The sequence below is a fragment of the Bradyrhizobium sp. SZCCHNS1022 genome (assembly GCF_032484835.1).
Taxonomy (GTDB): Bacteria; Pseudomonadota; Alphaproteobacteria; order Rhizobiales; family Xanthobacteraceae; genus Bradyrhizobium.
Genome location: NZ_JAUETT010000001.1, coordinates 2,695,634 through 2,721,161, shown reverse-complemented (window position 1 = coordinate 2,721,161; position 25,528 = coordinate 2,695,634). Strand labels below are relative to the sequence as shown.

22 protein-coding genes are annotated in these 25,528 nt (G+C 64.0%); 14 read left to right on the top strand and 8 right to left on the bottom strand.

Annotated features, from left to right (window positions below):
* Window positions 1–177: 177 nt before the first annotated feature.
* From QX071_RS12315 to QX071_RS12305, 3 genes are all read left to right on the top strand, one after another.
* Window positions 178–1,626 carry a short-chain fatty acyl-CoA regulator family protein gene (locus tag QX071_RS12315; RefSeq protein ID WP_315706779.1) on the top strand — a complete coding sequence of 483 codons (1,449 nt, stop codon included), beginning with the start codon at window positions 178–180 and terminating at the stop codon, window positions 1,624–1,626.
* 1,102 nt (window positions 1,627–2,728) lie between these two features.
* Entirely contained in the window at window positions 2,729–2,866 is a 138-nt protein-coding gene (locus tag QX071_RS12310; protein ID WP_315706780.1) for a hypothetical protein, read from the top strand.
* Window positions 2,867–3,476: 610 nt separating this feature from the next.
* On the top strand, window positions 3,477–3,896 hold the full coding sequence (locus QX071_RS12305; protein WP_315706781.1) for a hypothetical protein: 420 nt from the start codon (window positions 3,477–3,479) through the stop codon (window positions 3,894–3,896).
* A 180-nt stretch (window positions 3,897–4,076) separates the two neighbouring features.
* Here QX071_RS12305 and QX071_RS12300 read toward each other — a convergent pair whose 3' ends face one another.
* Window positions 4,077–4,913, bottom strand: a complete 837-nt coding sequence (locus QX071_RS12300; RefSeq protein WP_315706782.1) for a hypothetical protein — start codon at window positions 4,911–4,913, stop codon at window positions 4,077–4,079.
* 327 nt (window positions 4,914–5,240) lie between these two features.
* Between QX071_RS12300 and pgm the strand changes: the two genes are divergently transcribed.
* From pgm to QX071_RS12285, 3 genes are all read left to right on the top strand, one after another.
* Window positions 5,241–6,881, top strand: a complete 1,641-nt coding sequence (pgm, locus tag QX071_RS12295) for a phosphoglucomutase (alpha-D-glucose-1,6-bisphosphate-dependent) (RefSeq protein WP_315706783.1) — start codon at window positions 5,241–5,243, stop codon at window positions 6,879–6,881.
* Between the two features lie 155 nt (window positions 6,882–7,036).
* Window positions 7,037–8,326: an MFS transporter gene (locus tag QX071_RS12290; RefSeq protein WP_315706784.1), complete on the top strand. Its 1,290-nt coding sequence runs from the start codon at window positions 7,037–7,039 to the stop codon at window positions 8,324–8,326.
* 152 nt (window positions 8,327–8,478) lie between these two features.
* Entirely contained in the window at window positions 8,479–9,810 is a 1,332-nt protein-coding gene (locus tag QX071_RS12285; RefSeq protein WP_409997786.1) for a lytic murein transglycosylase, read from the top strand.
* A gap of 97 nt (window positions 9,811–9,907) precedes the next feature.
* On the opposite strand, the gene QX071_RS12280 is transcribed toward QX071_RS12285, so the two are convergent.
* Window positions 9,908–11,281: a hypothetical protein gene (locus QX071_RS12280; protein ID WP_315706785.1), complete on the bottom strand. Its 1,374-nt coding sequence runs from the start codon at window positions 11,279–11,281 to the stop codon at window positions 9,908–9,910.
* Entirely contained in the window at window positions 11,229–11,972 is a 744-nt protein-coding gene (locus tag QX071_RS12275) for a hypothetical protein (RefSeq protein ID WP_315706786.1), read from the bottom strand. Before QX071_RS12275 ends, QX071_RS12280 begins: the two co-directional genes overlap by 53 nt.
* A gap of 252 nt (window positions 11,973–12,224) precedes the next feature.
* On the opposite strand from QX071_RS12275, the gene QX071_RS12270 reads away from it, so the two are divergent.
* The 6 genes from QX071_RS12270 to QX071_RS12245 all read left to right on the top strand — a co-directional run bounded on the left by QX071_RS12270 (window position 12,225) and on the right by QX071_RS12245 (window position 18,200).
* On the top strand, window positions 12,225–12,413 hold the full coding sequence (locus QX071_RS12270; RefSeq protein WP_315706843.1) for a peptidoglycan-binding domain-containing protein: 189 nt from the start codon (window positions 12,225–12,227) through the stop codon (window positions 12,411–12,413).
* Window positions 12,414–12,801: 388 nt separating this feature from the next.
* Window positions 12,802–14,391 carry an ABC transporter substrate-binding protein gene (locus tag QX071_RS12265; RefSeq protein WP_315706787.1) on the top strand — a complete coding sequence of 530 codons (1,590 nt, stop codon included), beginning with the start codon at window positions 12,802–12,804 and terminating at the stop codon, window positions 14,389–14,391.
* Window positions 14,392–14,451: 60 nt separating this feature from the next.
* Window positions 14,452–15,375, top strand: coding sequence for an ABC transporter permease (locus tag QX071_RS12260; protein ID WP_315706844.1), 924 nt, complete (start codon window positions 14,452–14,454; stop codon window positions 15,373–15,375).
* Window positions 15,372–16,193 (top strand): ABC transporter permease, encoded by an 822-nt coding sequence (locus tag QX071_RS12255; RefSeq protein WP_315706788.1) that lies wholly within the window; start codon window positions 15,372–15,374, stop codon window positions 16,191–16,193. Before QX071_RS12260 ends, QX071_RS12255 begins: the two co-directional genes overlap by 4 nt.
* Window positions 16,190–17,170 carry an ABC transporter ATP-binding protein gene (locus tag QX071_RS12250; protein WP_315706789.1) on the top strand — a complete coding sequence of 327 codons (981 nt, stop codon included), beginning with the start codon at window positions 16,190–16,192 and terminating at the stop codon, window positions 17,168–17,170. Before QX071_RS12255 ends, QX071_RS12250 begins: the two co-directional genes overlap by 4 nt.
* Entirely contained in the window at window positions 17,163–18,200 is a 1,038-nt protein-coding gene (locus QX071_RS12245) for an oligopeptide/dipeptide ABC transporter ATP-binding protein (RefSeq protein WP_315706790.1), read from the top strand. Before QX071_RS12250 ends, QX071_RS12245 begins: the two co-directional genes overlap by 8 nt.
* 247 nt (window positions 18,201–18,447) lie before the next feature.
* Here QX071_RS12245 and QX071_RS12240 read toward each other — a convergent pair whose 3' ends face one another.
* From QX071_RS12240 to QX071_RS12220, 5 genes are all read right to left on the bottom strand, one after another.
* Window positions 18,448–18,741 (bottom strand): hypothetical protein, encoded by a 294-nt coding sequence (locus QX071_RS12240; protein WP_315706791.1) that lies wholly within the window; start codon window positions 18,739–18,741, stop codon window positions 18,448–18,450.
* A gap of 124 nt (window positions 18,742–18,865) precedes the next feature.
* Complete coding sequence (locus QX071_RS12235; protein WP_315706792.1) at window positions 18,866–19,816, bottom strand: ABC transporter permease; 951 nt, start codon at window positions 19,814–19,816, stop codon at window positions 18,866–18,868.
* Entirely contained in the window at window positions 19,813–20,796 is a 984-nt protein-coding gene (locus QX071_RS12230) for an ABC transporter permease (protein WP_315706793.1), read from the bottom strand. The genes QX071_RS12235 and QX071_RS12230 overlap by 4 nt, the downstream gene beginning before the upstream one ends.
* Before the next feature lie 4 nt (window positions 20,797–20,800).
* Window positions 20,801–22,270 carry a sugar ABC transporter ATP-binding protein gene (locus QX071_RS12225; RefSeq protein WP_315706794.1) on the bottom strand — a complete coding sequence of 490 codons (1,470 nt, stop codon included), beginning with the start codon at window positions 22,268–22,270 and terminating at the stop codon, window positions 20,801–20,803.
* Window positions 22,271–22,309: 39 nt separating this feature from the next.
* Window positions 22,310–23,332 (bottom strand): ABC transporter substrate-binding protein, encoded by a 1,023-nt coding sequence (locus QX071_RS12220; protein ID WP_315706795.1) that lies wholly within the window; start codon window positions 23,330–23,332, stop codon window positions 22,310–22,312.
* Window positions 23,333–23,656: 324 nt separating this feature from the next.
* On the opposite strand from QX071_RS12220, the gene QX071_RS12215 reads away from it, so the two are divergent.
* Complete coding sequence (locus QX071_RS12215) at window positions 23,657–24,160, top strand: DUF1993 domain-containing protein (RefSeq protein WP_315706796.1); 504 nt, start codon at window positions 23,657–23,659, stop codon at window positions 24,158–24,160.
* 124 nt (window positions 24,161–24,284) lie between these two features.
* On the top strand, window positions 24,285–25,382 hold the full coding sequence (locus QX071_RS12210) for an alkene reductase (RefSeq protein WP_315706797.1): 1,098 nt from the start codon (window positions 24,285–24,287) through the stop codon (window positions 25,380–25,382).
* Window positions 25,383–25,528: the final 146 nt, after the last annotated feature.

Sequence of the window (25,528 nt, the reverse complement as noted above, 5' to 3'; positions counted from 1 at the left end):
ACATTTTTGACAGTGCATCGCGAAATACGTGACCAGAGCTAAACGCGAATCCAGGAAGTTCGTATAGATGGCTTGTATTCGAATGGTGATGTCATGTAACATCACCACTTGTAACAAATGTCATTTTGTAAATTTTGTCACAATATAGGTCAGCAAGACTGACATTCGGGACGGACGATGGCAGCTGAATCCGGGAAGAAACTGTTCGTTGGGCCCCGCTTTCGGCGGATCCGCCAGCAATTGGGCCTGTCGCAGACCCAGATCGCCGAAGGGCTCGGTATCTCGCCGAGCTATGTCAACCTGATCGAGCGCAACCAGCGCCCGGTCACGGCGCAGATCCTGCTGCGGCTGGCCGAAACCTACGACCTCGACCTCCGCGACCTCGCCACCGCCGACGAGGACCGCTTCTTCGCCGAGCTGAACGAGATCTTCTCCGATCCGCTGTTCCGGCAGATCGACCTGCCGAAGCAGGAGCTGCGCGATCTCGCCGAGCTGTGCCCGGGCGTGACCCATGCGCTGCAGCGGCTCTATGCCGCCTATACCGAGGCGCGGCGCGGCGAGACCCTGGTGGCGGCGCAGATGGCCGATCGCAACGAGGGCGGCGCCCGCTTCGAGGCCAACCCGATCGAGCGCGTGCGCGACCTGATCGAGGCCAACCGCAACTACTTCGCCGAGCTCGAGCAGGCGGCGGAGACGTTGCGCGACGAACTGAATGTCCCGGCCGAGGGTCTCTATGCCGCGCTCGCCGCGCGGCTGCGCGAGAAACACGGCATCGTCAGCCGCATCATGCCGGTCGACGTCATGCGCGAGACCTTGCGGCGCTTCGACCGCCACCGCCGCCAGCTGCTGATTTCCGAGCTGATCGATTCCCCCGGCCGCACCTTCCAGCTCGCCTTCCAGCTCGGCATGGCCGAATGCGGCCAGCAGATCCAGGCCATCGTCGGCCGTGCCGGCAGCCTCGACGACACCGCGCGCCGGCTCTACCGCATCACGCTCGCGAACTACTACGCCGCCGCGGTCATGATGCCCTACCCCGCCTTTCTCGCCGCGGCCGAGCAGCTCAGCTACGACATCAACGTGCTGGCGCAGCGCTTCCTGACCGGGTTCGAGCAGGTCTGCCACCGCCTGACCACGCTGTCGCGGCCGAACGCGCGCGGCATTCCCTTCTTCATGCTGCGCGTGGACAACGCCGGCAACGTCTCCAAGCGTTTCTCCTCGGGCACGTTCCCGTTCTCGAAATTCGGCGGCACCTGCCCGCTGTGGAACGTGCATTCGACATTCGACACGCCGGACCGGCTGCTCAAGCAGGTGATCGAGCTGCCGGACGGCACCCGCTATTTCTCGATCGCGCAGATGGTCCGGCGCCCGGTCGCGCCGCATCCCCATCCGCAACCGCGCTTTGCGATCGGCCTGGGATGCGAGATCCGCCATGCCGCGAAGCTGGTCTATGCCGCCGGCACGGATCTCGAAAAGACCGAGGGCACGCCGATCGGCGTCAACTGCCGGCTCTGCGAGCGCGAGAACTGCAGCCAGCGGGCCGAGCCGCCGATCACGCGCACCTTGATCCTGGACGAGACGACGCGACGCGTCAGCTCGTTCGCGTTCAGCAATGCACGGGAGTTGTGAGCGCTGCATCACACCCTCTCGGTCCGAGGCTCGGTGCGCAGAGAAGCCGAATGCACGTAACGCAGAACTCGGTGTCGTCCCCGCGAACGCGGGGACCCATACCCACAGGATGCGTTCGTGGCAGAGGCGCGGTGAGCTCTCGCACACCAACACCATTTGTGGTTATGGGTCCCGGGTCTACGCCCGGGACGACGCTGTGATTGCGGCTTCGTCCTCGCGATCCATGACGAGCAAGGCTCGACAATCATCGTAACACCTACACCCTTGCCTCTGATGCAGACGAGTTCGATCTTCTCGCGGCGCATCTGCGTCCGAGCTTTGCTATTCGTTTCGCCCTCTTCAATATCGAGGGCGCAGGGAAGGCCGGGAGCTCGCCGCCCCCATGGCCCCCGTGCGAATGAAAAGCACGGGGCAGGAACCACAGGTTCGGCCGAGACATCCCGGCCTTCCCTGCGCGATGGCTTTACGGCTTACTCCGCGCTCTCCCCAGGGACCGGCGTTCTTGCCCCTGTCGCCCGCGCAAACGTCGGCGCGAACTTGGCATCAGCACCGGGATGCCAGGACCACGCGGCTTGACCGTGCACATCGGACTGTTCGTCGGCATGATGAGATCACGCTGCAGCCCGACACGCCCACCGCATCCCGCACCCAACGTTTGTGACGATCGCGAAACGCCCCTCTTGATCGAGGCGGGATGCGCATAGACAAACACAATTTCTGAAAAATAGAAACAGGAATATTTTTCAGTTAGAGACTGGACAGGGGTGATCGGATTGAAATCCCGAGCAAAATTAGTTTTTAGGCGCGAGCAGATCGACCGCAACAGCTGCGCCCGGCCGAGGCATGCCGAGGTGATCACCAATTTTGCTGGAACGAGCAATGTTTCCTGCGCCGAGGTGGTTCGTCTTGAAAGCAAAACGAAGTGCCGTGAAAAGCAAAATCGAGCTGCACGAAACGTTTCACTAGGCGCAATGGTCCTAAACGAGCCACCGAGCGCCAAAAGTGCCATCGTGGACAGATACCGGCTATTTTAGCGGATACGACGACTCGAACAACTGAATATCCAAACTGAAGCTGCGGCTATTCGGGAGCGATATACGCAATGGCGCTGATGGGCTATTTCGATGAGAGCGCTGCCGACGCCAGAGCCAACGCAAAGCCGATCAACGTCAACCACCGCACAGTCATTCTCCCTTTTAAGGCAGGTGAATACAACTCGGCGCAAGAAGCAAGAAGGTAGTCAGTCAACCAATCTACCACCTGCTTGCGGCTGCACGGCGTGATGGACACAGGGAACCACAATTTCTAAAAATAAGAAATCTAATCGCAGCAGGACTGGACAGAGGTGATCCGACTGAAAATGCAGGTATAATGAGTTTTTTAGGCGCATGATCGTCGAGATAAAGCGATCGGCCCATCATGTCCTGATGTATCCGTCGAGAATGATCCAGAGCCGCAAGCTCGAATCGAGCCCAGCGCGGCGTTTCTTCGCCGCGGTCCGCTTCCCGGACCCATAGATGAGGGAAAACGGATGACGCAGCCCGCGCAAAGCCGGCCGAGGTTCACCTGTCCGCGACGTCACGCACGGCCGGGCCTGTGCCGGCGACGACCCGCGAGCCCCCCCTCAACGCGCGGTGCGCGCACGGCACTTGCTTCCTTACAAGCACGCCATCGAACAGACTGCGGATCGCGTCCGCTGACAGCTGCTTTACCATCTCGGACGGCACGGCCCTCCCCCGATTGCCAATCGGGAGACAGAACTGCATAGTCCCGCGCGCTTTCAGCCGTTGAATTCGGCTGATTCGTGATGACGCGTGTTTTGTGATTCCTAGGGACGATTGAGGAAGACTATGGCGGATGCCGACCTGGATGCCGTGATCCGGCAGCTGGCCAAACAACAGAACAAGACCATTCTGGCGGCGGCGAAGAAGCGGCGCGACCGCTTCAGCGGCATGGCCGTCAAGGCCAAGGACAAGGACGCCAAGGAACGTTACAAGATGCTGGCGCGGGAGGTCATCGAGCAGGCCAATTCGGCCGCACGCCGGCTCCTGCTCTCGGCCGACAATGCCGCCGACTCCTATGCCCGCGCCATGCGCCAGGCTGCCGCCGCCGAGTTGCCCAAAGCCACTGAAAAGGTCGCCGGGAAGAAGGCGGAGAAGCCGAGCCGGAAGGCCCCTGAGTCGCAAGCCGATGCCAAGGTGGCCAAGAAGGCAGCCAAGAAACCGACGACGAAGACGGGCACAAAAAAGGCTTCCAAGAAAGCCGCCTGAACGGCGTCGCGCGCCTCCGACCACAGCTTCATACTTTCCGGCTCGTCTCGCGCGGCGACTCGCTCGAGGCGGCCAGCATCGGCCGCATCCTTCCCGAACGGCCTTGCCGCCGTCCAAGGCGTCGCGCTGCCGCAGCCGGCGAGCGCGAGCGCAACGTGACGCCGCGCGGGGTGATCACGCCTAGCGGGTGGGCAGCGGGACCTCGAACAACATCAAACCCGCGATCTTGGGAAACGCTTCCGCGACCTCGGGCGTGACCAGCGCGACGACGGCGGCGGCGACTTCGCCACTGGTCAGCCGGCTGATGGCCGTCGACTGGCCTTCCAGCACGAGCACCTCCGGAGCGCCGGCCGCAGCGATGGCCGTCGTGATCCGCCCGTTCGAGGCGACGTAGCGATCATCGATCGCGATCACCTTGCCGCGCAGCTCCGAGACCGCCTTGACGGTTGGTCCTGCCAGCAGCACGGCGACAAGCCGTCCCTTCGTCTTGTCATCCGCCTGGGCCGATGCGGTTGCCGATGCAATCGCGGTCATGCGCTCGGCAAGCGCTGTCGCAACCGTCACCTGCTCCTGAACCTTGTCGGGACTGGCAATGCCGGCCGCGCGTGCTTCACCGCTACCGCTCTGCCTCGGCTGTGCTGGCTGTGGCTGTGCTGACTGCGGCTGGGCTGGCTGCGGCTGGGCTGGCTGCGATGGCTGGACGGCGACCTGGGGAGCGGGTGCGGCCGTCGCGGCCGATATCGGCTTGGCAACCTCCGCGGCCGGGCTCGCATGGGCGACCTTGGGCTTGATCGTGCGATGAACGGCTGGCCGGTGTCGAGCAACACGGCGGTTGGAAGACGGAGCATGGCGGGCTGCGGCTGAACGATGCTGTGTGCCCTGCTCCACACCCGCAAGCTGGCCTGCAGGCGGCTCCGGCGCACAGGCCGTGCCATTCAGATTGACGCATGGCGCAGCGGATTGCTGCGGAGCTGAATGGCTGCAGCCAGCGACTGTCAAGGCCAGGGCGCCTATCATAAGCGCTCTCATTTGCTGCTCCCCAATTGTTGACGCACCCGGTCCCGTTGCGCGCGTGTTGCGTTACGCCCCCAATCTTTTCGACCAAGCGTTAAGTCCAGGCTTATGCGGCCGGCGCCGTACGGCGGCGTGGTTAATGATGCCTCATGGCACAGCGGACGGACGCGTCACGGTGGTTTTCCGTTGATCGAATGGACGCCGCCAGCCATGGTAATCTCATGAGCTCACGCATATGACGTGACGGCGCGGCCTTGTTTCGCTGCGCTACCAGAACGTCAGCGGAACCAAGTGCCGCTGCAGCCGTTTCGAACTTGCGAAGGACGTTCGATGCCGAAGATTGACCCCGCCGCCGGCAAGCCCGCCACCAGCGCCGCGCTTGCCAACATTCCGAGGCTGATCACGGCCTATTACGCGCTCAAGCCCGATCCCACCGAGCCCACCCAGCGCGTTGCCTTCGGCACCTCGGGCCACCGCGGCTCGTCGCTGAAGACCGGCTTCAACGAGGACCACATCCTCGCCACCACCCAAGCGATCTGCGACTACCGTCGCCAGCAAGGCCTGGACGGTCCTCTCTTCATCGGCATCGACACCCATGCGCTGGCCGAGCCGGCGCTGGCGAGCGCGCTGGAGGTGTTCGCCGCCAATGGCGTCGACGTGATGATCGATGCCAATGGCGGCTATACGCCGACGCCTGTCGTCTCGCACGCGATCATCTCCTACAACAAGGGGCGCACGGAGCATCTCGCCGATGGCGTCGTCATCACGCCGTCGCACAATCCGCCCGAGGACGGCGGCTACAAATACAATCCGCCGCATGGCGGGCCGGCCGATACCGACGCCACCGGCGAGATCGAGCGGCAGGCCAACATCTATCTGGCCAACGAGCTCGCCGGCATCTCCCGGATCACCTACGCGAAGGCCCGCAAGCAGGGCTCGGTGCACCTGCACGACTACGTCACGCCCTATGTCGAGGACCTCGCCAATGTCGTCGATCTCGCCGCGATCAAATCGGCCGGCGTCAGGATCGGCATCGATCCGCTCGGCGGCGCCGCCGTGCATTTCTGGCAGCCGATCATCGCGCGATACGGGATCAACGCCGAGATCGTGAACGATCTGGTCGATCCGACCTTCCGTTTCATGACCGTGGATTGGGACGGCAAGATCCGGATGGACTGCTCCTCGCCCTACGCGATGGCGAGCCTGATCGGCATGCGCGAGAAGTTCGACGTCGCCTTCGCCAACGATACCGACGCCGACCGCCATGGCATCGTCACCCGCACGGGCGGGCTGATGAACCCGAACCATTACCTCGCGACCGCGATCGCCTACCTGTTCACGCATCGGCCGAACTGGCGCGCCGACGCGGCGATCGGCAAGACCGTCGTCTCCTCCTCGATCATCGACCGCGTCGCGCGCAAGCTGAACCGCAAGCTGGTCGAGACGCCGGTCGGCTTCAAATGGTTCGTGGAGGGCTTGGGCTCCGGATCGTTCGGCTTCGCCGGCGAGGAAAGCGCCGGTGCCTCGTTCCTCAAGCGCGACGGCACGGTGTGGACCACCGACAAGGACGGCATCATCCTCGGCCTGCTCGCCGCCGAGATCATGGCCAAGCGTGGCCGCGACCCGAGCGAGCTCTACAAGGAACTAACGGCTGAACTCGGCGCGCCCGTCTATGAGCGGATCGATGTGCCGGCCACGCCGCCGCAGAAGGCCGCGCTGAAGGCGCTGACGCCGGACAAGCTCAACCTGACGGAGCTCGCCGGCGATCCGGTGCGCATGGTGCATACCAAGGCGCCGGGCAACGGGCAGTCCTTCGGCGGCATCAAGGTCGAGACCGACTATGGCTGGTTCGCCGCCCGCCCGTCGGGCACCGAGGACGTCAACAAGCTCTACGCCGAAAGCTTTCGCGACGCCGCGCATCTGAAGCGGATTCAAGAGGACGCACAGGCCGCACTGGCGCAGGTGGGGTGAAAAAGGGGGAGTAGCGCGTCAGGGAAGAACTCTCTTCCAATTCGCTGCGCCCCATTCGCTATTCGCCACGCTCCATTCCATTTGCGACGGGTGTCGCGCCGCGTAAAGCCAGTCATACTCCTCCCACAAACAACAAAGTGCTCCAGGGAGGAGACATGACCATCACCGGCGTCGCCGCGTCTGCGGCTACGGCACCATCTGCCGTTTCGCCCCGCAAGATCTTCTGGGTCACATGGCTCGGATGGATGCTCGACGGCTTCGATTCCTCGATCTACGGCTATGTCCTGGTCGCCGCGCTGAGCGAACTGCTGCCGGCCAGCGGGATCGCCGTGAGCCCTGCCAATATCGGACTGTATGGCGGCATCCTGTTCTCGATCTTCATGCTGGGCTGGGCCTGCTCGATGGTGTGGGGCTGGGCTGCCGACCGCTACGGTCGCGTCCGCATCATGTGCTGGACGGTGCTGGTCTATTCGCTGTTCACCGCATTATGCGGCCTCTCCACCGGCATCGTGATGTTCGCGATCTTCCGCTTCATCGCCGGCTTCGGCATCGGCGGGGAATGGGCCGCCGGCACGCCGCTGCTGCATGAATCCGTGCCGGAAGAGACCCGCGTGCGGTACGCGGGCTGGCTGCATACGGCGACGCCAACGGGATTGTTCCTGGCGGCACTGGTCGCGCTCGGGGCGGCCGGAACGCTGGGTTGGCGCGGCATGTTCCTCCTCGGCATCCTGCCGGCTCTGCTGATTGCCTATCTGCGCTTCAACGTCCCCGAACCGCAGCGCTCGCGACCGCTCGACCCGAGCCAGCAATCCGTCACGGCGCTGTTCGCGCCCGGCCAGGCGCAGACGACCTGGGCCGCGGCGATGATGATGGCCTGCATCATCTTCGGCCTATGGTCCTCGAATTTCTGGGCACCCACTGTCATCATCACCAAGCTGACATCGGCCGGCGCCACACACGCGCATGCGCAGGCCATGGGAGCCGTCGCCGGTCTCGTCACCAATGTCGGCACCCTGCTCGGCTGCCTGCTGATGCCCGCCATCACCGAGCGCCTCGGCAGCCGCCGCAAGACGGCCGTGCTGTTCTTCGTCGGTGCGCTGATCTCGGTGGTCGTCGCCTACGAAGTCGCGATCGCCCGTCTCGACAGCCTGACGCTCTTCTTTATCGCTCTGCCGGTGCTCGGCTTCTTCACCAATGGCGTGTTCGGCCTGTTCACGATCTGGCTGCCGGAGATGTTCCCGTCGATGCTGCGCGGCGCAGGCTCAGGCTTCGCGTTCAGCCTGGGCCGCATCCTCGGCGCGGCCGGCCCGACCCTGATCGGCATGCTCGCGGCCGCGACCGGCAGCTTCCCACTGGCGATCTCCGTGCTGTCGCTGATCTATCTCGTCGGCCTGCCCTTCATCGCACTGGCGCCGGAGACTGCGCGTCGGCCGCTGGCGCGATGAGACAGGCGGCGATTTGCCGACCCCAAGGGGGCCTCCTGTCGGCGAGACAGGCGGCCCATGGACTTTGCGGCCCGCCTTTTGCGATTTCCCTTTTCGCCGCGGTTCGGATATCTGTGGTTTCACAAGGACTAACCTGCGATCAGTGAGACCGAATGCGAAGCTTCTCGTCCGCTCTGCGAGCCATGTTCACCGCCGTCGCAGCATCGCTCGCCCTGCCCTTCGCAGCATCGGCGCAATTCGCCCCGGCTCCCGGCCCGGCTGCCGCGGCCGTACATCGTGCCGCAGCGCCCTCGCCGCGCGCGGCGGCCTGCCATAACGGCCAGAGCTTTGCTCAATTCCTCGCCGAGCTGAAACAGCGCGCGGTCGCCGAGGGCGTGTCGCAGCGGGCGATCGCGGAAGCCTCGCCCTATCTCACTTACGACCAGGGCATCGTCAACCGCGACCGCGGCCAGCGCGTGTTCGGCCAGCTGTTCACCGAATTCGCCGGCCGCATGGCGGCGAACTACCGGATGCAGAACGGCCAGCAGCACATCCGCACCTATGCCGCCGCCTTCGCCCGCGCCGAGAAGGAGTATGGCGTGCCGCCGGCGGTGATCGCCGCGTTCTGGGGCCTGGAGAGCGACTTCGGCGCCAACATGGGCAAGCTCCCGGTGCTGCCCTCGCTGGTGTCGCTGGCCTATGACTGCCGCCGGTCCGAGCGCTTCCAGAACGAGACCATCGCCGCGCTGAAGATCATCGACCGCGGCGATCTGTCGCCGTCCGAGATGATCGGCTCCTGGGCCGGTGAGCTCGGCCAGACGCAGTTCCTGCCGACGCATTACGTCACTTACGCGGTGGACTATGACGGCGACGGAAGGCGCAACCTGTTGCGCAGCGCGCCCGATGTGATCGGCTCGACCGCGAACTACATCGCGACGGGGCTGAAATGGCGTCGCGGCGACCCCTGGCTCGAAGAGATCAGGGTGCCGCAGAGCTTCCCCTGGGACCAGGCCGACCTCACCGTCAAGGCGCCGCGCAGCAAATGGAATAGCCTCGGCATCACCTATCCCGATGGGCGACCGCTGCCGAACGATGCGCTCGAAGCCTCGGTGCTGCTGCCGATGGGGCGGAACGGCCCAGCCTTCCTGGCCTACGCGAATTTCGCCGCCTACACCGAGTGGAACAACTCGCTGATCTACTCGACCACGGCGGCCTATCTCGCCACCCGCATCGCCGGCGCGCCGCCGATGCGAAAGGCTACGGGGCCGGTGGTGCAACTGCCGTTCAACGAGATCAAGGAATTGCAGCAGCTCCTGGTCCGCGCCGGCTACGATGTCGGCAAGGTCGATGGCGTGCTCGGACAGCAGAGCCGCATCGCGATCAAGGCGATGCAGGTGAAGTACGGCCTGCCGGCGGATTCCTGGCCGACCGCGGAGCTGTTGGCCCGCATGCGCGGCACGCCGCGGGCGCAAGCCGCGCCTGCCTCCGCCACCGCAACGCGCTAGAACCAACGCATGAGCCGCCTCTGCGGCTCCTATCGTTCAGATCGACCGGCAGCACCGCGGCAGTAGGGATCGTGTCACCGACAAGATCCTCGACATTTCACGGCAAGATGGCGGGCGGTGGGTTTTCAGGACCGCCATACGACGCTAGCATCGCCGTCGCACGTGCCCGCGCGGCGTCGTAGCCGCGATAGCCGGGGCGCAGCCCGATTGCCTCGTCAAAAGCGGCAACCGCCTCGCGCAAGAGCGGCATGCCGGCACGGTGGGCCATCGCTTCGGCGCGTAGCATCAGACAAGTCGCCAGGTTGGCGGCAGCGTCCGCACTACGCGGCGCAATATGACGTGCGATCCGGAGAAGCGACTCGGCGCTCGATAGATCGTCCGCTTCGAGATGCGCCAAGCCTGCATTGACGAAAAGCGTACCGCCGTACAGCGCACACCCTACGCACCAATGCGCGCCGTCCCGTAGAACCGCCTGATGCGGAAACGTGGCGAGGGCCTCCTTGTATAACGCAAGCGCGGGCGCCAGTTCAGCGGGGTCGGTGAGGCGCTTCGAACGATAGGCAGCGAGCAACATGTCGGCCACTGCTCCCAGGTGACACGCTCTCTGCATTGACGCAATCGCCGCGGAATCCTCCTGCAAGGCCGCGGCCCCAGCGATGAGGGGTGTTGCGAAGCTGCTACCGAGCGCGCCCTCGGGCTGAATCAGCGTGTAGTCGGCGGCGTCCGACTGGCTGTAGCCGCTCGGCGGGGACGCCCAGGCGCTTTCGCCGCGCTCGGGATCGGGGATGCGCCGTTCGAGCTGGAAGCCGATCGCGCTGGCGGCTTGCGCCATGGCCGGGCAGAACAGGCTGCCGGCGTCATTCCCGACCGCGGCGAACACCGCGCGATCCCCCACAGACCCGACCGCCTCGCACAGGCAGCCTGAGGGTATGGGGCATTGCCGCGGCCGAGCTGCTAGCAACCGCCGCGCGTCGGCCACCAGCGTGACGTCAGCGATGGGCACGGGCACCCCGAAGCTCATGCACAACACCGTCGCGTCTGAGGCGGCGACCTTGCGCAGCGCGGAGCGAACGGCGTGACGATCCGGCCCGCCAGGACCGCCGATCGCATAGAGGTCGAGCGTGGCTTCGGGGGCGACGGTGCGCACCAGCAGCGCGACCGCAGTGCCGTGCGACAGGTCGGCGCCAGAGCGGTTGGGCAGGCACGCCGCCGCATCGTGCGCGAGCACGGGCACCGAAAGGTCGAACGCCGAATCAAGGATCGCGATGCGCCGCCCAAAACCGCGCTGTCCGCGTCGATGCACCTCGGCGACCGCATCCCAGAACGGGCCCAAGCGCGGAAAGGCCCAACTTCCGCTGGAGCGGTCGTAACCGGCGATCAGCGCCTCGGCCGCCGCGCCCGCATATTGGAGCGCCGGCTCAAAGCTCTTCGTCATAGGGCGAGACCTCCTCGAACGGTGCCATGTCGGCATCTGTCCCGGGCGCCGCTTCGAGTGGCACGACCTTGCCGTCCTGAAAAAAGCCGGTACGCGCCTTGTAGAGGAGCAGGCCGTAGGGATAGAAGGCCTGGCCCTGCGGATCGCCTATCGAGGTCGTGTAGGACGCAGCCGAAGTCGCACCGAACGAGATCGAGGCGTCGGCGATATCCAGCGCTTGCAGTGCCACCGCCTTGCCGGTGAGATCGACGCTGGTGTCACCGGTCTCTGACAGCACCAGCGCGATCGCCTTTGCCAACCGGACCTCCGAAACCAGTACGGTATCTTCGCCGAAATCCTTGCCGCCCCACGGGAGCGCGCGTAGTACCTCGCGCAGGTTGCTGATATAGCGCCGGCGCTGATTGGGGATGTGCAGCACCACGCCACCGCCGCGCCCGATGCTGAGCTTGCCACCGATCTTCGCATTCGGGTCAATCTTCGCCTCGGCGCCGAGCCCGAGCGAGACGGTGACGCCGACCGAGAACTTGCTCTTGGAAGAGACTGGGATTTCCTCCTCGACGATGTTCGCCGTGACCGCCGTATAATCAGAGAAATTGCCCTCACGCATGAAGATGCCGTCGCGCATCACGCCGATATCGCCCGGCACTATGCCTTCGCCCGGCAGCCAGACGGGATGGCAAAGCATCTCTTCGCGGAACTGTTTGGAGAAGAATTTTGGCAGCGACATCGATCGGCTCCCGTTCTTAAGCGGCGGCGCCCCTGGCACACGGTTCACGCATCTCTTGAACGGGACTCGTCAGCGGCAAGAATTCCGAGGCGACAAGGGCGAAAGCGTGCAGTTGGAAAAGAGTGTTGCCAGCGTCGAGGCAGCAGCGCCGTACATTTTCCGTGTAGCGCCCCTACACAATTTAAGATTGCAAAACTCCAAGCTCCTTGCTGTTGATTTAGATCAACGAATGCTCAGTGTTCAGCGAAGCGGCTGAGTTCAATCACTGGCCTTGTCGGCAAGGTCGATGGCGTGCTCGGACAGCAGAGCCGCACCGCGATCAAGGCGGTGCAGGTGAAGTACGGCCTGCCGGCGGATTCCTGGCCGACCGCGGAGCTGTTGGCCCGCATGCGCGGCACGCCGCGGGCGCAAGCCGCGCCTGCCGCTACGGCGACGCGCTAGACGGCGCGCTCAAAAACGCGCCATGTTCGTCCCATAAGAGCAGCACGAACGCGGACTTTGCTCGATGTCGCAGAAGGGGCCAAGGGACTGAACGCGGCAGCAGTGCCGGAAAGATGAGCAACAAAGTATCCTGTCCTGAGACGAGAAGTCGCAAGCTTCATCCAAGACAAGCTTCACTCAAGACAGGAATATTCCCATGACCAGCGAGCGATGAGCTCGTTGCACCGGCGAGGACCAGCGACGGTCATTTGTGCACCGAGCGCTTTTTATATGCTGAGCCGCTCTTGCCAGAACTCTGGCTCGACGAATTCAGAACGTCCCCCTTGCGCCAGATGCGCTGCGAGTGGTCAACTCTTGATCGGAGTGTTCCTGCAGCGTTGGGGAAGAGATGATGCTCAAGAGGATCGCGATTGTGGCCGGTTTGGGACTGGCACTCTCGGTCATGGCGGAGGCCCAGACACCGCACCGGGGCGGGACCATCCGGATGACGGCGCCCTACGGCTCAAGCTTCACCAGCATGGACATTCATACGACCCAGCGCGCCCAGGACGAGATCTATGCCAAAGCTCTGCATCGGTCGCTCTACATCTGGAATTCCGCTGAAGGCAGGCCGGTCTTGGAGCTGGCCAAGGAGGACACCGTCTCGGATGGCGGTCTCGTTCACATCTTCAAGCTGCGCGACGACGCTTATTTCCACAATGGCCGGAAGATGACGGCCGACGACATCATCTGGTCCTACACGCGCATCATGGACGGCAGCAAGGCCTATCCCGGCGCGCGTTTCGTCCGCATCATCGAAGGCGCGGCCGCGGTCGAGAAAGGGCAAGCCAAGGAGATCTCGGGCCTGAGGAAGATCGACGACTTCACGCTCGAAATGAAGCTGACCGAGAAAGTCGATCCGGGCTTCTACTTCTTCACCGCGCTCACGTCGATCTATCCCGCCGACGAGGGCGCCAAGGAGGACTTCATCCAGCATCCGATCGGCCTTGGACCATTCAAGTTCGTCGAGCACGTGCCGGGATCGCGCATCGTCCTCGAGCGATGGGACCGGTTCTACAAGCCGGGCAAGCCCTACGCCGACCGCCTCATCGTGTCGATCATGGGCGAGGCCGCGGCACGCGATGTCGCCTTCCGCAACAAGGAGATCGATACCTCGGTGCTGGGGCCCGCACAGTATGTCGCCTATCAGGCCGACCCCGATCTCAAGGGCACCATCGTCGAGGTCGCCGAGGTCTTCACGCGCTACATGGGCATGAATCCTGCATTCAAGCCGTTCGCTGACAAGCGCGTCCGGCAGGCGATCAATTATGCGATCGATACGGACCTGATCATCAACAAGCTGGTCAAGGGCAAGGCCTATCGCGCCACCAGCTGGCTGCCGCTGACCTCTCCTCTCTACGATAAGACCATGAAGCCCTATGCCTACGACCCCGCCAAGGCCAAGCAGCTGCTCGCCGACGCGGGCTATCCCACGGGCTTTGAATTCGAATGGACCACCAGCCAGAATGAAAGCTGGGGCTTGCCGATCGTCACGGCCGTCATCCCGATGCTCGACAAGGTGGGTATCAAGGTGAAGGTCAAGCAGGTCGAGACCGCGGTGCTGGCGGAGGTCGTTCGCACCGGCGACTACCAGGCCTTCATCTATTCGCAGGCGACTGGCCCGGATCCCCAGGCCGCGCTCAAGTGCTTTCACTCATCGACGCCACCATCGGCCTGCAACTACATGAGCTTCAAAAATGCCGACTTTGACAAGCTGCTCGATGAAGCCGGGCAGACCGACGATTCCGCGAAGCGCACCGAACTGCTGCAAAAGGCCAATGCCCTGCTCTATGACGAGGCGCCGATCTGGTTCTTCAACTACAACAAAGCGGTCATGGCCGTGCAGCCGTGGCTCAAGGGGATTCAGTTGAATCCGACGGAGTTGACGCATCAGAACGTCGAGGAGCTCTGGGTCGACGAGACCTCGCCCGCGAAGTGACCCGCGCTCACGCGCTCCCTCCAGCGCAACCAACGATGGAGGGAGGCAGGAAAAATGTCGATGCTCTCCTTCCTGATTCGCCGAATCCTGCAAGCCATTCCGACCGTGCTCGCTGTCGCGCTGCTGGTCTTTGCGCTGTTCAGCGTCGTTCCCGGCAGCATCGTCTCGACGATGAGCGACGACGGCGATCCGCAGGTCGAGGCGCGCATGAAGAAACAGCTCGGCCTCGACCAGCCCGTCTATATCCGCTTCGGCGGCTACATCGCCGGTCTCGCGGCCGGTGATCTCGGAACCTCGTTCCGGACGCACGAGCCGGTCACGACCATGATCGCAAAGCGGATGGGGCCGACGCTGAAACTGATATTCGCAGCCATGGCGTTTGCGACCGTCGTCGGCGTGCCGCTCGGCTTCGTCGCGGCCTTGCGGCCGGGCAGTCTCGTCGACACGGCCGCGATGGTCCTGGCGGTGTCGGGGCTTTCGATGGCCAAATTCTGGCTCGGGCTGCTGCTGATGTACCTGTTCGCGTTGAAGTTCGGCTGGCTGCCGAGTTTTGGCTATGGCGACGGCAGCCTCAAATATCTGATCTTGCCGGCAATGACCCTCGGCGTCTCGCCGATGGCGCTGCTGGCCCGGACAACGCGCGCTGCGGTCCTCGAGATCATGACCGCCGATTTTGTCCGCACCGCGCGCTCGAAGGGCATGAGCGAGACCCGGGTCGTGAAGTGGCACGTGATGCGCAACGCGCTTGTCCTGATTCTCACGACGACCAGCCTGCAATTCGGCGCGTTGATGGGACAGGCGGTCGTCGTCGAGAAATTGTTCTCGTGGCCGGGCATCGGCTCGCTGCTCGTCGACAGCGTCCTGCAGCGCGACATTCCGGCTGTCCAGGGCTCTATTCTGGTGGTGGTGCTGTTCTTCCTCGCGATCAACTTGCTGATCGACCTGCTCTATGGCGTGATCGATCCCAGGATCAGATACGCATGAAGCTCCGTACCAATCTCATCATCGGCGGGGCGTTGTTCGCGCTTGCGGTCCTCGTCGGCCTGCTCGCGCCCTGGCTGGCGCACACGGACCCGGTCCTGGACGCCAACCTGATGAATGCGGAAGAGGCCCCGAGCTGGCTCTGGTGGTTCGGGACCGACGGCCAGGGCCGCGACATCTATTCCCGCGTCGTGTACGGCGCGCGTGTCTCGCTGACGGTCGGCATCGTCTCGCAGCTGATCAACAGCGTCATCGGCGTGGGACTGGGCCTGAGCGCCGGCTATTGGGGCGGCTGGTGGGACGATGTCGTCAACGGCCTGACCAATCTCATGCTCGCGATCCCCTCGCTGATCTTCGCGCTCGCCATCATGGCGGTGCTTGGACCCGGCCTGACCAGCCTGCTCATCGCCCTCGGGCTGACCAACTGGTCGTTCACCTGCCGGATCGCACGGGCGTCCGCGCTCTCGCTCAAGAGCCAGGGTTATGTGCAGGCTGCAACCGTGCTCGGCTACGGGGATTTGCGCATCATGATCACGCAACTGCTCCCGAACATGCTGGGACCCATCATCGTCATCGGCACGCTCGGCATGGGCAGTGCGGTGCTGTCCGAAGCCTCACTTTCATTCCTCGGCCTCGGTGTCCGCCCGCCCTACCCAAGCTGGGGCAGCATGTTGTCAGAAGCCCGCGACCAGATCACGACGGCGCCGTGGCTCTCGGTCTTTCCGGGCCTCGCCATCTTCCTGACGGTGCTCGGCCTGAACCTGCTCGGCGATGGCCTGCGCGACATTCTCGATCCACAATCGCGGAGCCGGCGGACATGACGGGCGCGCCGCTGATCGACATCGAGGACCTGCGCATCGATCTCGACCAAGGGGCGAGCCAGTCTCCCGCCGTGGAGGGTGTTTCGTTCCGCATCGACCGCGGCGAGACGTTCGGCCTTGTCGGCGAATCCGGCTGCGGCAAGAGCATCACGGCGCTCGCTTTGATCGGCCTGTTGCGGCCCCCCTTGTCGATCGGCGGCGGCGTCATCCGCTTTGACGGGCGAGAAATCCAGAGACTTCCAGCCGCCGCGCAACGGGCGCTGCGCGGCAATCGCATCGCCATGATCTTCCAGGAGCCGATGACGGCGCTGAACCCGGTCTCACCGGTCGGCCGGCAGATTGCCGAAATGTTCGTGCTGCACAAGGGCAAGAGCTGGCGGGACGCCAACGAGCTGGCGGTCGAGGCGCTGGCGAGCGTCCGCATCCCCGCGCCCGAGCGACGCGTGAAGGATTACCCGCACCAGCTTTCGGGCGGCATGCGCCAGCGCGTGATGATTGCCATCGCACTCGCATGCGGCCCGGATCTTCTGATCGCCGACGAGCCCACGACCGCGCTCGACGTCACCGTGCAGGCTGAGATCATCGAGCTGATGCGGACTTTATGCGCCGAGAAAGGAACGGCGATCCTGATGATCAGCCACGATCTCGGCCTGGTCGCCAATGTGTGTCGCCGCGTTGCCGTCATGTATGCTGGCCGCATCGTCGAGGAGCGCGGCTCGGCGGACATTTTCCGGACGCCCTCCCACCCCTATACGCAAGGCCTGATCGACTCGCTGCCGCGGCTGGGCAGTCGCGCTGCGCTTGGCCGGACGCGGCTCAAGGAAATCGCGGGCGTGGTCCCGGCCATCACGAGCTTCCCCGACGGGTGCCGGTTCAATCCGCGCTGTGCCCAAGCGACCGATATCTGCCGGACCTGCGCGCCGGAGACGTCGCTGCTGGAGGCCGGCGGTCTGGTCAGGTGTCATCACCATGCATGACCCCCAGCGAAGGCCGGACGACGACGTCATTCTCAGCGTCGAGGATCTCGCGGTTCATTTTCCCGTGGGTGGCGGGTTGCTGGGCCGCGGCCGGCGGCTGTTGCGTGCCGTCGACGGTGTCGATCTCAAGCTGAAGCGAGGCGAATGCCTCAGCCTGGTCGGCGAGTCCGGCTCCGGCAAGTCGACCGTCGCACTTTCAATGCTTGGTCTGCTGCGGCCTACGCGCGGCCGTATCGTGGTGGACGGACAGGTCGTGGCCGGCCGGCGCTCCCGCGAGCGAAGGACGTTGGCCCGGATCGTGCAAATGGTCTTTCAGGATCCCTACGCTTCGCTCAATCCACGCCAGACCGTTCGTCGCACGCTTGCAGGCCCGTTGCGCGTGCATGGCGTGACCGCCGCAAGCGAGATCGAGGATCGCGTTGCGACGATGTTGCGGCATGTCGGCTTGCGGCCCGAACAGGCCGACCGCTATCCGCATGAATTCTCCGGCGGCCAGCGCCAGCGTATCGGCATTGCGCGCGCGCTGATCCTCAATCCCAGGATCGTCATCTGCGACGAACCCGTATCAGCGCTCGATGTCTCGATCCGCGCCCAGATCATCAACCTGCTGCTGGAATTGAAGGAGACCCTCGGCCTCTCCTATATCATGATCAGCCATGACCTCGGCGTGGTCGAGCATATGAGCGACAGGGTCGCCGTCATGTATCTCGGACGCATGGTGGAGACCGGCGACTGGCGCGACATCTTCGAACGGCCGGCACACCCCTATACGCGAACGCTTATCGGCGCCATTCCCGATCCGTTCCGTCGCGCACCGCTCACAACGACAAAGGGCGAGCTTCCCAATCCCCTCAATCCTCCGGATGGATGTGCGTTCAGCCCGCGCTGTCTTTACGCGGAGGCCGCGTGCCATCGCGAGCCTGGCCCACCGCTTGAGACGCGTCCCGATGGACATACGGTCCGGTGCTGGCGAGCCGACGAGATTGCGGAGCAGACGGCGTCGGCCGTGACAGTCAGTGGACATCCCTAGAGCTGACGGCGTGTCTTCTACTGCGGTCCATCCCCAACATGCCTGTTCGATAACTTGGAATTTTGCCCTGCGATTCGCAGTCGATGTCGACAAAGGTCAACGAGGTCATGGGCCAACAGAGCCGCGATCAAGGCGATGCAGAACGCGCTAGACAGCGCCGCGCATTCGTAAACGCGCGATGTCCGCCCTACCGGTGAAGAGCAGGACAACGCGGGCATCGACAGATGTCGCAGAACGCCAAGTACGGTCATTGCGTTTTATCTGTGACGCCCTGAAACATCGACCGCACCAACCGGATCAAGACAATGCCCGCCCAGCATGCCCCCGCCACGAAAGCCGCGTCGATCGCGATTAAACTGGCCAAATTCAACGGGTGATCTGCGAACGTTATGCGCGTGTAGTTGTTTGGATCACCCCTGCTTCTGAAGTTAGCCCAGTGCTCACCGGTTGAGTACCATTCCAGCAGATTATATGCTCCATAAAAGCCTAAGAAGATAGCGAACAAGAGTACGACTAACTGCTGAAGTTTTTTCCAGAGCATACTCTCGCGCCTCTTCACTTGGCTGCCGATAGCCGTCGTCTGCGACGTTATCAGCACATGCGCCAGCTCGTGTCATGCTTCAGAAAGCCGCAGCACACCTGTCCGGGAGGCCTTGGACAAACATTCACCGTGCCGCTTCCGCCCCGCCCGCCGCGGTGATGACCGCCACGATCACGAGACCAGTCAGCACCAGGCGGACGCCGGCGCTGACGCCGAAGGTGTTGAGCATTGTGAGCAGCAGCACCAGGAACAGCGCCGCACCCCAGAGGCCGGGGACATTGGCCTTGCCGCCGGCGACGGAGGTGCCGCCGATCACGACGACCGCGATCGAGGCCAAGAGATATTCGTTACCGATATCGACGTTGGCGCCGCGGAAATAGCCGGCCAGCAGCGCGCCGTCGATGCCGCCCAGCATTCCTGACAGCGCATAGGCGGCAAAGCGCACCCGGTTGACGCTGATACCAGCCAGCCGCGCGGCTCGCATGTTCTGTCCGATCGCCAGCACGGAGCGGCCGAACACCGTGCGCTGCAGCGCAAGCCCCGCGGCGATCGTGAACAGCACGGTGAGACCAGCCAGGATCGGAATCCCGAAGAGCTGGATGTTGGTGAAATCCGCAAAGCCCGGCGGCGGCTTGATCTGCAGCCCGCGGCCATAGCTGATGTCGATCGACTGGATGACGAAGCTGGCGGACAGCGTCGCGATGATCGGCGGAATCCGCAAGGCCCAGATCAGCAGATAGTTGGCCGTTCCGATCGCCAGACCACACGCCAGCGCGGCGGCAAGCCCGAGAGCGATGCGGCCGTCGTCGCCGGCCATCACCGTCATCGCCACCGCGCTGGCAAGCCCGATATTGGCCGGCAACGATAGATCGACATTCCCAGGGCCAAGCGTGATGACAAACATCTGGCCGACGCCCACGATGACCGTGAACACGGCGAGCGAGAGCGCCGCGGTCAGCATGCCGCCGGCGCCATAGCCGCCGGTGAAGACGACGGCCGCCAGCCAAACCGCGAGCGCTCCGGCGAACGACCAGATCCAGGGTCTGGCGAAAGCTCTGGTGAGCGTCCCCTTCATCGCTCCGCCTCCCTTCGGCTGATCAGGACGCGCGCGGCGAGCACGACAATCAGAATGGCGCCGTTGGCGGCGACCTGCCAATCCGGCGGGATATGCATGAAGGTGAGCAGCGGGGACGCGGCAAGCGCCAGGGTGAGCGCGCCGATGACAGCGCCGATCGGCGAGACCCGGCCGCCGACGAATTCGCCGCCGCCGAGGATGACTCCGGCAATCGACAGCAGCGTGTAGCCGTTGCCGATATTTGCATCGGCCGAGGTGGTGATGCCGATCAGCGCGAGCCCCGACAGCACGCCGAACAGGCCAGTGCATGCGAACAGTGCCATCTTGGCCTTCAGCAGCGACCAGCCGGCGCGGCCGATCGCGACCGCGTTGCCGCCGGAGCCGCGCAGGATGGCGCCGTAGGATGTCCGCATCAGGCCGACATAAGCGAGCGCGGCGATCAGAGCCGCGGCCAGGATCGGAAACGGGACGAGAGGCGGCTTGACGCTCATGATGGCGAGCAGCCAGTCAGGCGCTTTGCCACCGGGCTTCGGCAGCACCAGGATGGCAAGCCCCTGCCAGACGAAGCTCATGCCGAGCGTCACCACGATCGAGGGCAGATTGCGCAGATAGATCAATGCTCCAAGTCCTGCATAGGTCGCAATGCAGCCAAGCAGCACGAGAACTCCCATCAGGGGGGCGTCGCGCAGCCACGTCGCGGTGACGCAGCCGACAAAGCCGACGAAGGCGCCGATCGACAGGTCCAGTTCGTTACCGGCGATGACGAACATCTGCGCGATCGTCGCAAGCGCGATCGGGACCGCAAGGTTGAGCATCAGCGTGAAGCCGAAATAGCTGATCGCACGCGGATTGAGGTAGCTGATCGCCAGCAGCACCAGCGCGAGCGACAATGCGGGCAGCAATGCCCGCAGGAGCCGCGGTGTGCTACCGCTCCCGAGGACGCGCGCGGCCTCCTTCGCTACGACGCTTGCTCCGCTCATGGCCTCAGTTCGCCTCCGCGAAGGAGGACTGGATGACCTTCTGCTCGGTCACCTCGTCGCTGGTCAGGTCGGCGACGATCGCGCCGTTGCGAAAGACATAGACATGGTCGCATTGCTTCAATTCGTCGGTTTCGGTCGTGTACCAGAGGAAAGTCCGCCCCCGGTCCGCCTCTTCGCGGATCAGATCGTAGACCTCAAGCTTGGTGCCGACGTCGACGCCACGCATCGGATCGTCCATCAGCACGATGCGCGCGTCCGAACCGAGCGCGCGGGCGAACAGCGCCTTCTGCTGATTGCCGCCGGACAGCGAGAGAATGTTGTGGTGAACGTCGGGCGTCCGGATTCCGATCTTGTCGCGCCAGACGTTGGCCAGTTCGTCCTCGCGCCGCGGCGAAATCAAGAGGCCCTGGCGTAGGCTGGCGAGGGAACGCACCCCGATATTCTCGGCAATCGACCAGAGCGGGAACACACCGTCCGCCTGGCGATCCCCGGCGACAAAGGCCACGCTGGCCGTGACCTCCGTGCCCGCCTGAGCACGCGTTGCAGCCGAATATACGCCGAGCAGCAGGTCCGTCTGGCCATGGCCGGCGAGGCCGGCAAGGCCGATGATCTCGCCCTCATGCGCAACGAGCTCGGCAATGCCGCTCTGTCGCTTGGGGCGGGCGCGGACGCGGAGGGGCGACCGGCCGCGGACACGCCCGTTGCCGCTCCGCGCCTCGCGGCCGTGAATCTCGACGTCGCCCATGGCCGCGACCAACCCGTCGCGATCGAACGTCGTCGCGGCGGCGTCGGCAACCGTCCGGCCATCGCGCATCACCACGATGCGATCGCAATTCTCGAGCACCTCGCCCAGCAGGTGCGAAATGAAGATGAAGCTCACACCCTCGGCGACGGCACGGCGCATAAAGGCGAGCAGTTGCCCCGCGGTGTGGACATCGAGTGACGACGTCGGCTCGTCGAGGATGATCAGCCGCACCGGCTCGTCGGTCGCGGTGAAGGCGCGCGCGACCTCGACCATTTGACGCCGCCCGATCGGAAGGTCCTGTACCAGGTCAGAGGCACTGACGCCGTGCGCCGGGAAAATGGCGTCGAGCTTCTCGAGGATCAGCCGACCGGCCTTGCGACGCCAGTTGAAGCCGGTCAACGAAGGATGGAAGACGCGGGTGTTCTCGGCGACCGTCAGGTTGGGGCAGAGCGAAAGCTCCTGGAAGACGCAGCGGACCCCGAGCTTCTTCGCCAGCCCGGGCGAATAGCCCGTGGGCTCCTCGCCCAGGATCGCCAGCTGCCCGCGATCTGCAACGGCGGTGCCCGCTAGGACATGCATCAGGGTCGATTTGCCTGCACCATTGTGCCCGACCAACCCGAGGCATTCGCCCTGGTCGAGCGCGAGATCGACGCCACCCAGCGCGCGGACGGCGCCGAAATACTTTTCGACGCCGTCCAGCTTGACGAGCTTCGGACCGGTGACCGTCATTCCATCCTGCGTTTCGCGAACCGCCCGCCGCTTCAGCCGTTACTTCATGTTGGCTTTGATGGCCGCGATCGATTCCGCTTGCGTGTATTCGTGGCTGGCGACGCCCCCCTTCGGGATGTTGGGCAATTCGGCCTCGAAATTGTCCTGCGTGAACGCAAGATAAGGCACCAGCAGATCGTGGGGGATGGTCTTGTTGCCGTCCAGCACCTGCTGCGCGACCCAGAATGCCAGCGTCGATACACCGGGCGCGATCGAGGCGGACCAGGACTTATAGCCGTCCTTGGCCTTCTGCTCCTTCCACCACTGCAACTCGTCCTGCCGGTTGCCCATGATGATGGTGGGGCGCGGCTTGCCGGCGGCTGCGAAGGCCTGCGCCGCGCCATAGCCGTCGCCGCCCTGATCGACCACGCCGACGATGTCCGGCAGCGAAGGCAGAACGGTGGCAACGGCCTTCTGGGCCGTGGTCTGATCCCAGTCGCCGGTCACCGAACTCACGATCTTGAACTCCGGATGCGCCTTGATCCCTTCAAGGATGCCGGTGTGGATGGCGTCGTCGATCGAGGTCCCGGCAAGGCCGCGAATCTCGAGCAGATTGCCGCCCTTGGGCTGGAACTTGGCCATCTCCTCGACTTCCTGCTTCCCCATCGCCTTGAAATCCACGACGACCCGGTAGGCGCAGGGCTCGGTGACGATGCCGTCGAACGACACGACGATGATGCCGGCATCGCAGGCCTGCTTGACGGCGCCGTTCAGCGCATCCGGCGAAGCCGCATCGATGACGATCGCGTCATATCCCTGCAGGATGAGATTTTGGATCTGCGCCGCCTGGGTGGGCACCTCCTTGTCGGCGGTGGTGAAGACATCGGCGGCGGCGACGATCTTGTCGGCGACCGCCTTCTTGGTGACGATGTCATAGCTCTTGAGCATCGCCTGGCGCCAGGAATTGCCCGCATAGTTGTTTGAAAATGCAATCTTCTTTCCGCTCGTGTCAGCGAGCGCCGAGCCGGTGACCATTGCGCTAGCAACGGCGCAAACAGCCACGATCCTGATGCCGGACATCATGCGTTTCCCTTCCCTGCACGGCCACTTCTTCTGGCCGAGACCTTTTTGATTTTTCTCACAAGTCGCACCCGACGATATCGCCGCGTTCGCAGTTCGACAAGCAGACATGTGTCCTGCGTGATCGGTGTGACAACTCCCGGCCTCGCAGCCCAACCGAGGATGCGATGAGTGATCCGCGGACAAGCCACTCAGCCCACCCCACGGGCCATGCAGCGGATCGCGCGGGATCCGCAAAATAGAAAAAGATGCAGTTGCATTCTCTTGGAGGCAACCCCATCTCCGAGGGCGGCGTCTTGCGACGTCTCCTCTTAACGAGAGCATCACATGTCTTTCTACGATTCGACCGTTCCCGCCTATCTGCAGATCCTCACCAGCCTCACCGGCCTGCTTGCCAAGGCAGAAGCCCATTGCGAGGCCAAAAAAATCCAGCCCGAGGTGCTGCTGAACGCGCGACTTTACCCGGACATGCTGCCGTTCACGCGCCAGATCCAGCTCGCCTGCGATTTCGCTGCCAAAGGATGCGCGCGGCTCTCCCATAGCGAAGTGCCCAGCACCCCGGACACCGAAACAAGCTTCGCCGAGCTCCACCAACGCCTGTCGAAGACCATCGACTATCTGAAGACCTTCAAGCCGGCGCAATTCGAGGGCGGCGAGGCCAAGGACGTCACTTTCCCGAGCGCGCCGAACGTCACGACGACACTGAAGGGCCAGGACTTCATCAACCGCGTCTCGTTTCCGAACTTCTATTTCCATGCCGCAATCGCGCACGGAATCCTGCGCCACAACGGCGTCGAGATCGGCAAGCGGGATTTCCTGGGCATGAACTGACCGATGCGGTGAGGCCCGCGGCTACCGATCGCGGCCCTCCTCTGCGTAACGCGAATGGCTCGCCCAATTGTGCCTTACGCGGCAACGCACAATTGTCCCTCATAGTCCATCATCCGGAGATCACATGAGCACGTCGAAACTGTTTGAGCCCTTCAAGCTTGGGCCGATCACGCTGGCCAACCGCGTCGTGATGGCGCCATTGACCCGCAATCGCGCTGTCGAAGGCATGGTGCCGAGCCCCTTGGCGGCCGAATATTACGGTCAACGCGCCTCCGCCGGGCTTCTGATCACCGAAGCCAGCCAGATCTCGCAGCAGGGCCAGGGCTACCAGGACACGCCCGGCATCTATTCCAAGGCGCAGGTCGAGGGCTGGCGCAAGGTCACCGACCGCGTGCACGCCGACGGCGGCCGCATCTTCATCCAGCTCTGGCATGTCGGCCGCATCTCGCACGTCTCGCTGCAGCCGAATGGCGGCGCGCCGGTCGCGCCCTCGGCGATACAGGCGAAGACCAAGACCTTTGTCGGCGGCGCCTTCACCGACGTCTCCGCGCCGCGTGCGCTCGAACTGTCGGAAATCCCCGGCATCATCGAGAGCTACAAGCAGGCGGCGCTGAATGCGATCGAGGCCGGCTTCGACGGCGTCGAGATTCATGGTGCCAACGGCTATCTGCTCGACCAGTTCGCGAAGGACGGCGCCAACAAGCGCACCGATGCCTACGGCGGCTCGATCGAGAACCGCGCCCGACTGATGCTCGAAGTCTCCAAAGTCGTCTCAGATGCGATCGGCGCCGACAAGACCGGCATCCGCATCTCTCCGGTGACGCCCGCCAACGACGTCTCCGATTCCAATCCGCAGCCGCTGTTCGACTACATCGTCGATCAACTCAACGCGCTGAATCTCGTCTATATCCACGTCATCGAGGGCGCGACCGGCGGTCCGCGCGACATCGCGCCGTTCGACTACGCATCCTTGCGCAAGCGCTTCAAGGGCGCCTACATGGCCAACAACGGCTATGACCTCGCGCTCGCCAACAAGGTGCTGGATGCCAATGCGGCCGACCTGATCGCGTTCGGCAAGCTGTTCATCTCCAACCCGGACCTGGTCGAGCGGCTCAAGGCCGGTGCGCCGCTCAACGAGTTCGACAAGTCCACGTTCTATGGCGGCGGCGCCAAGGGCTACATCGATTATCCGACGCTGAAGCAATCGCAGGCGGCGGAATAATCGGGAAGGCTCTCTCACCGTCATTGCGAAGCGCAAGCGAAGCAATCCAGGTGCGAGAGACCTGCTCCTCGCAATGACGAAGAAAAAGGCCGGGATCGCTCCCGGCCTTTTTGCCACGGTGGAGGCGGCCGTGGCGGCGCAGATGC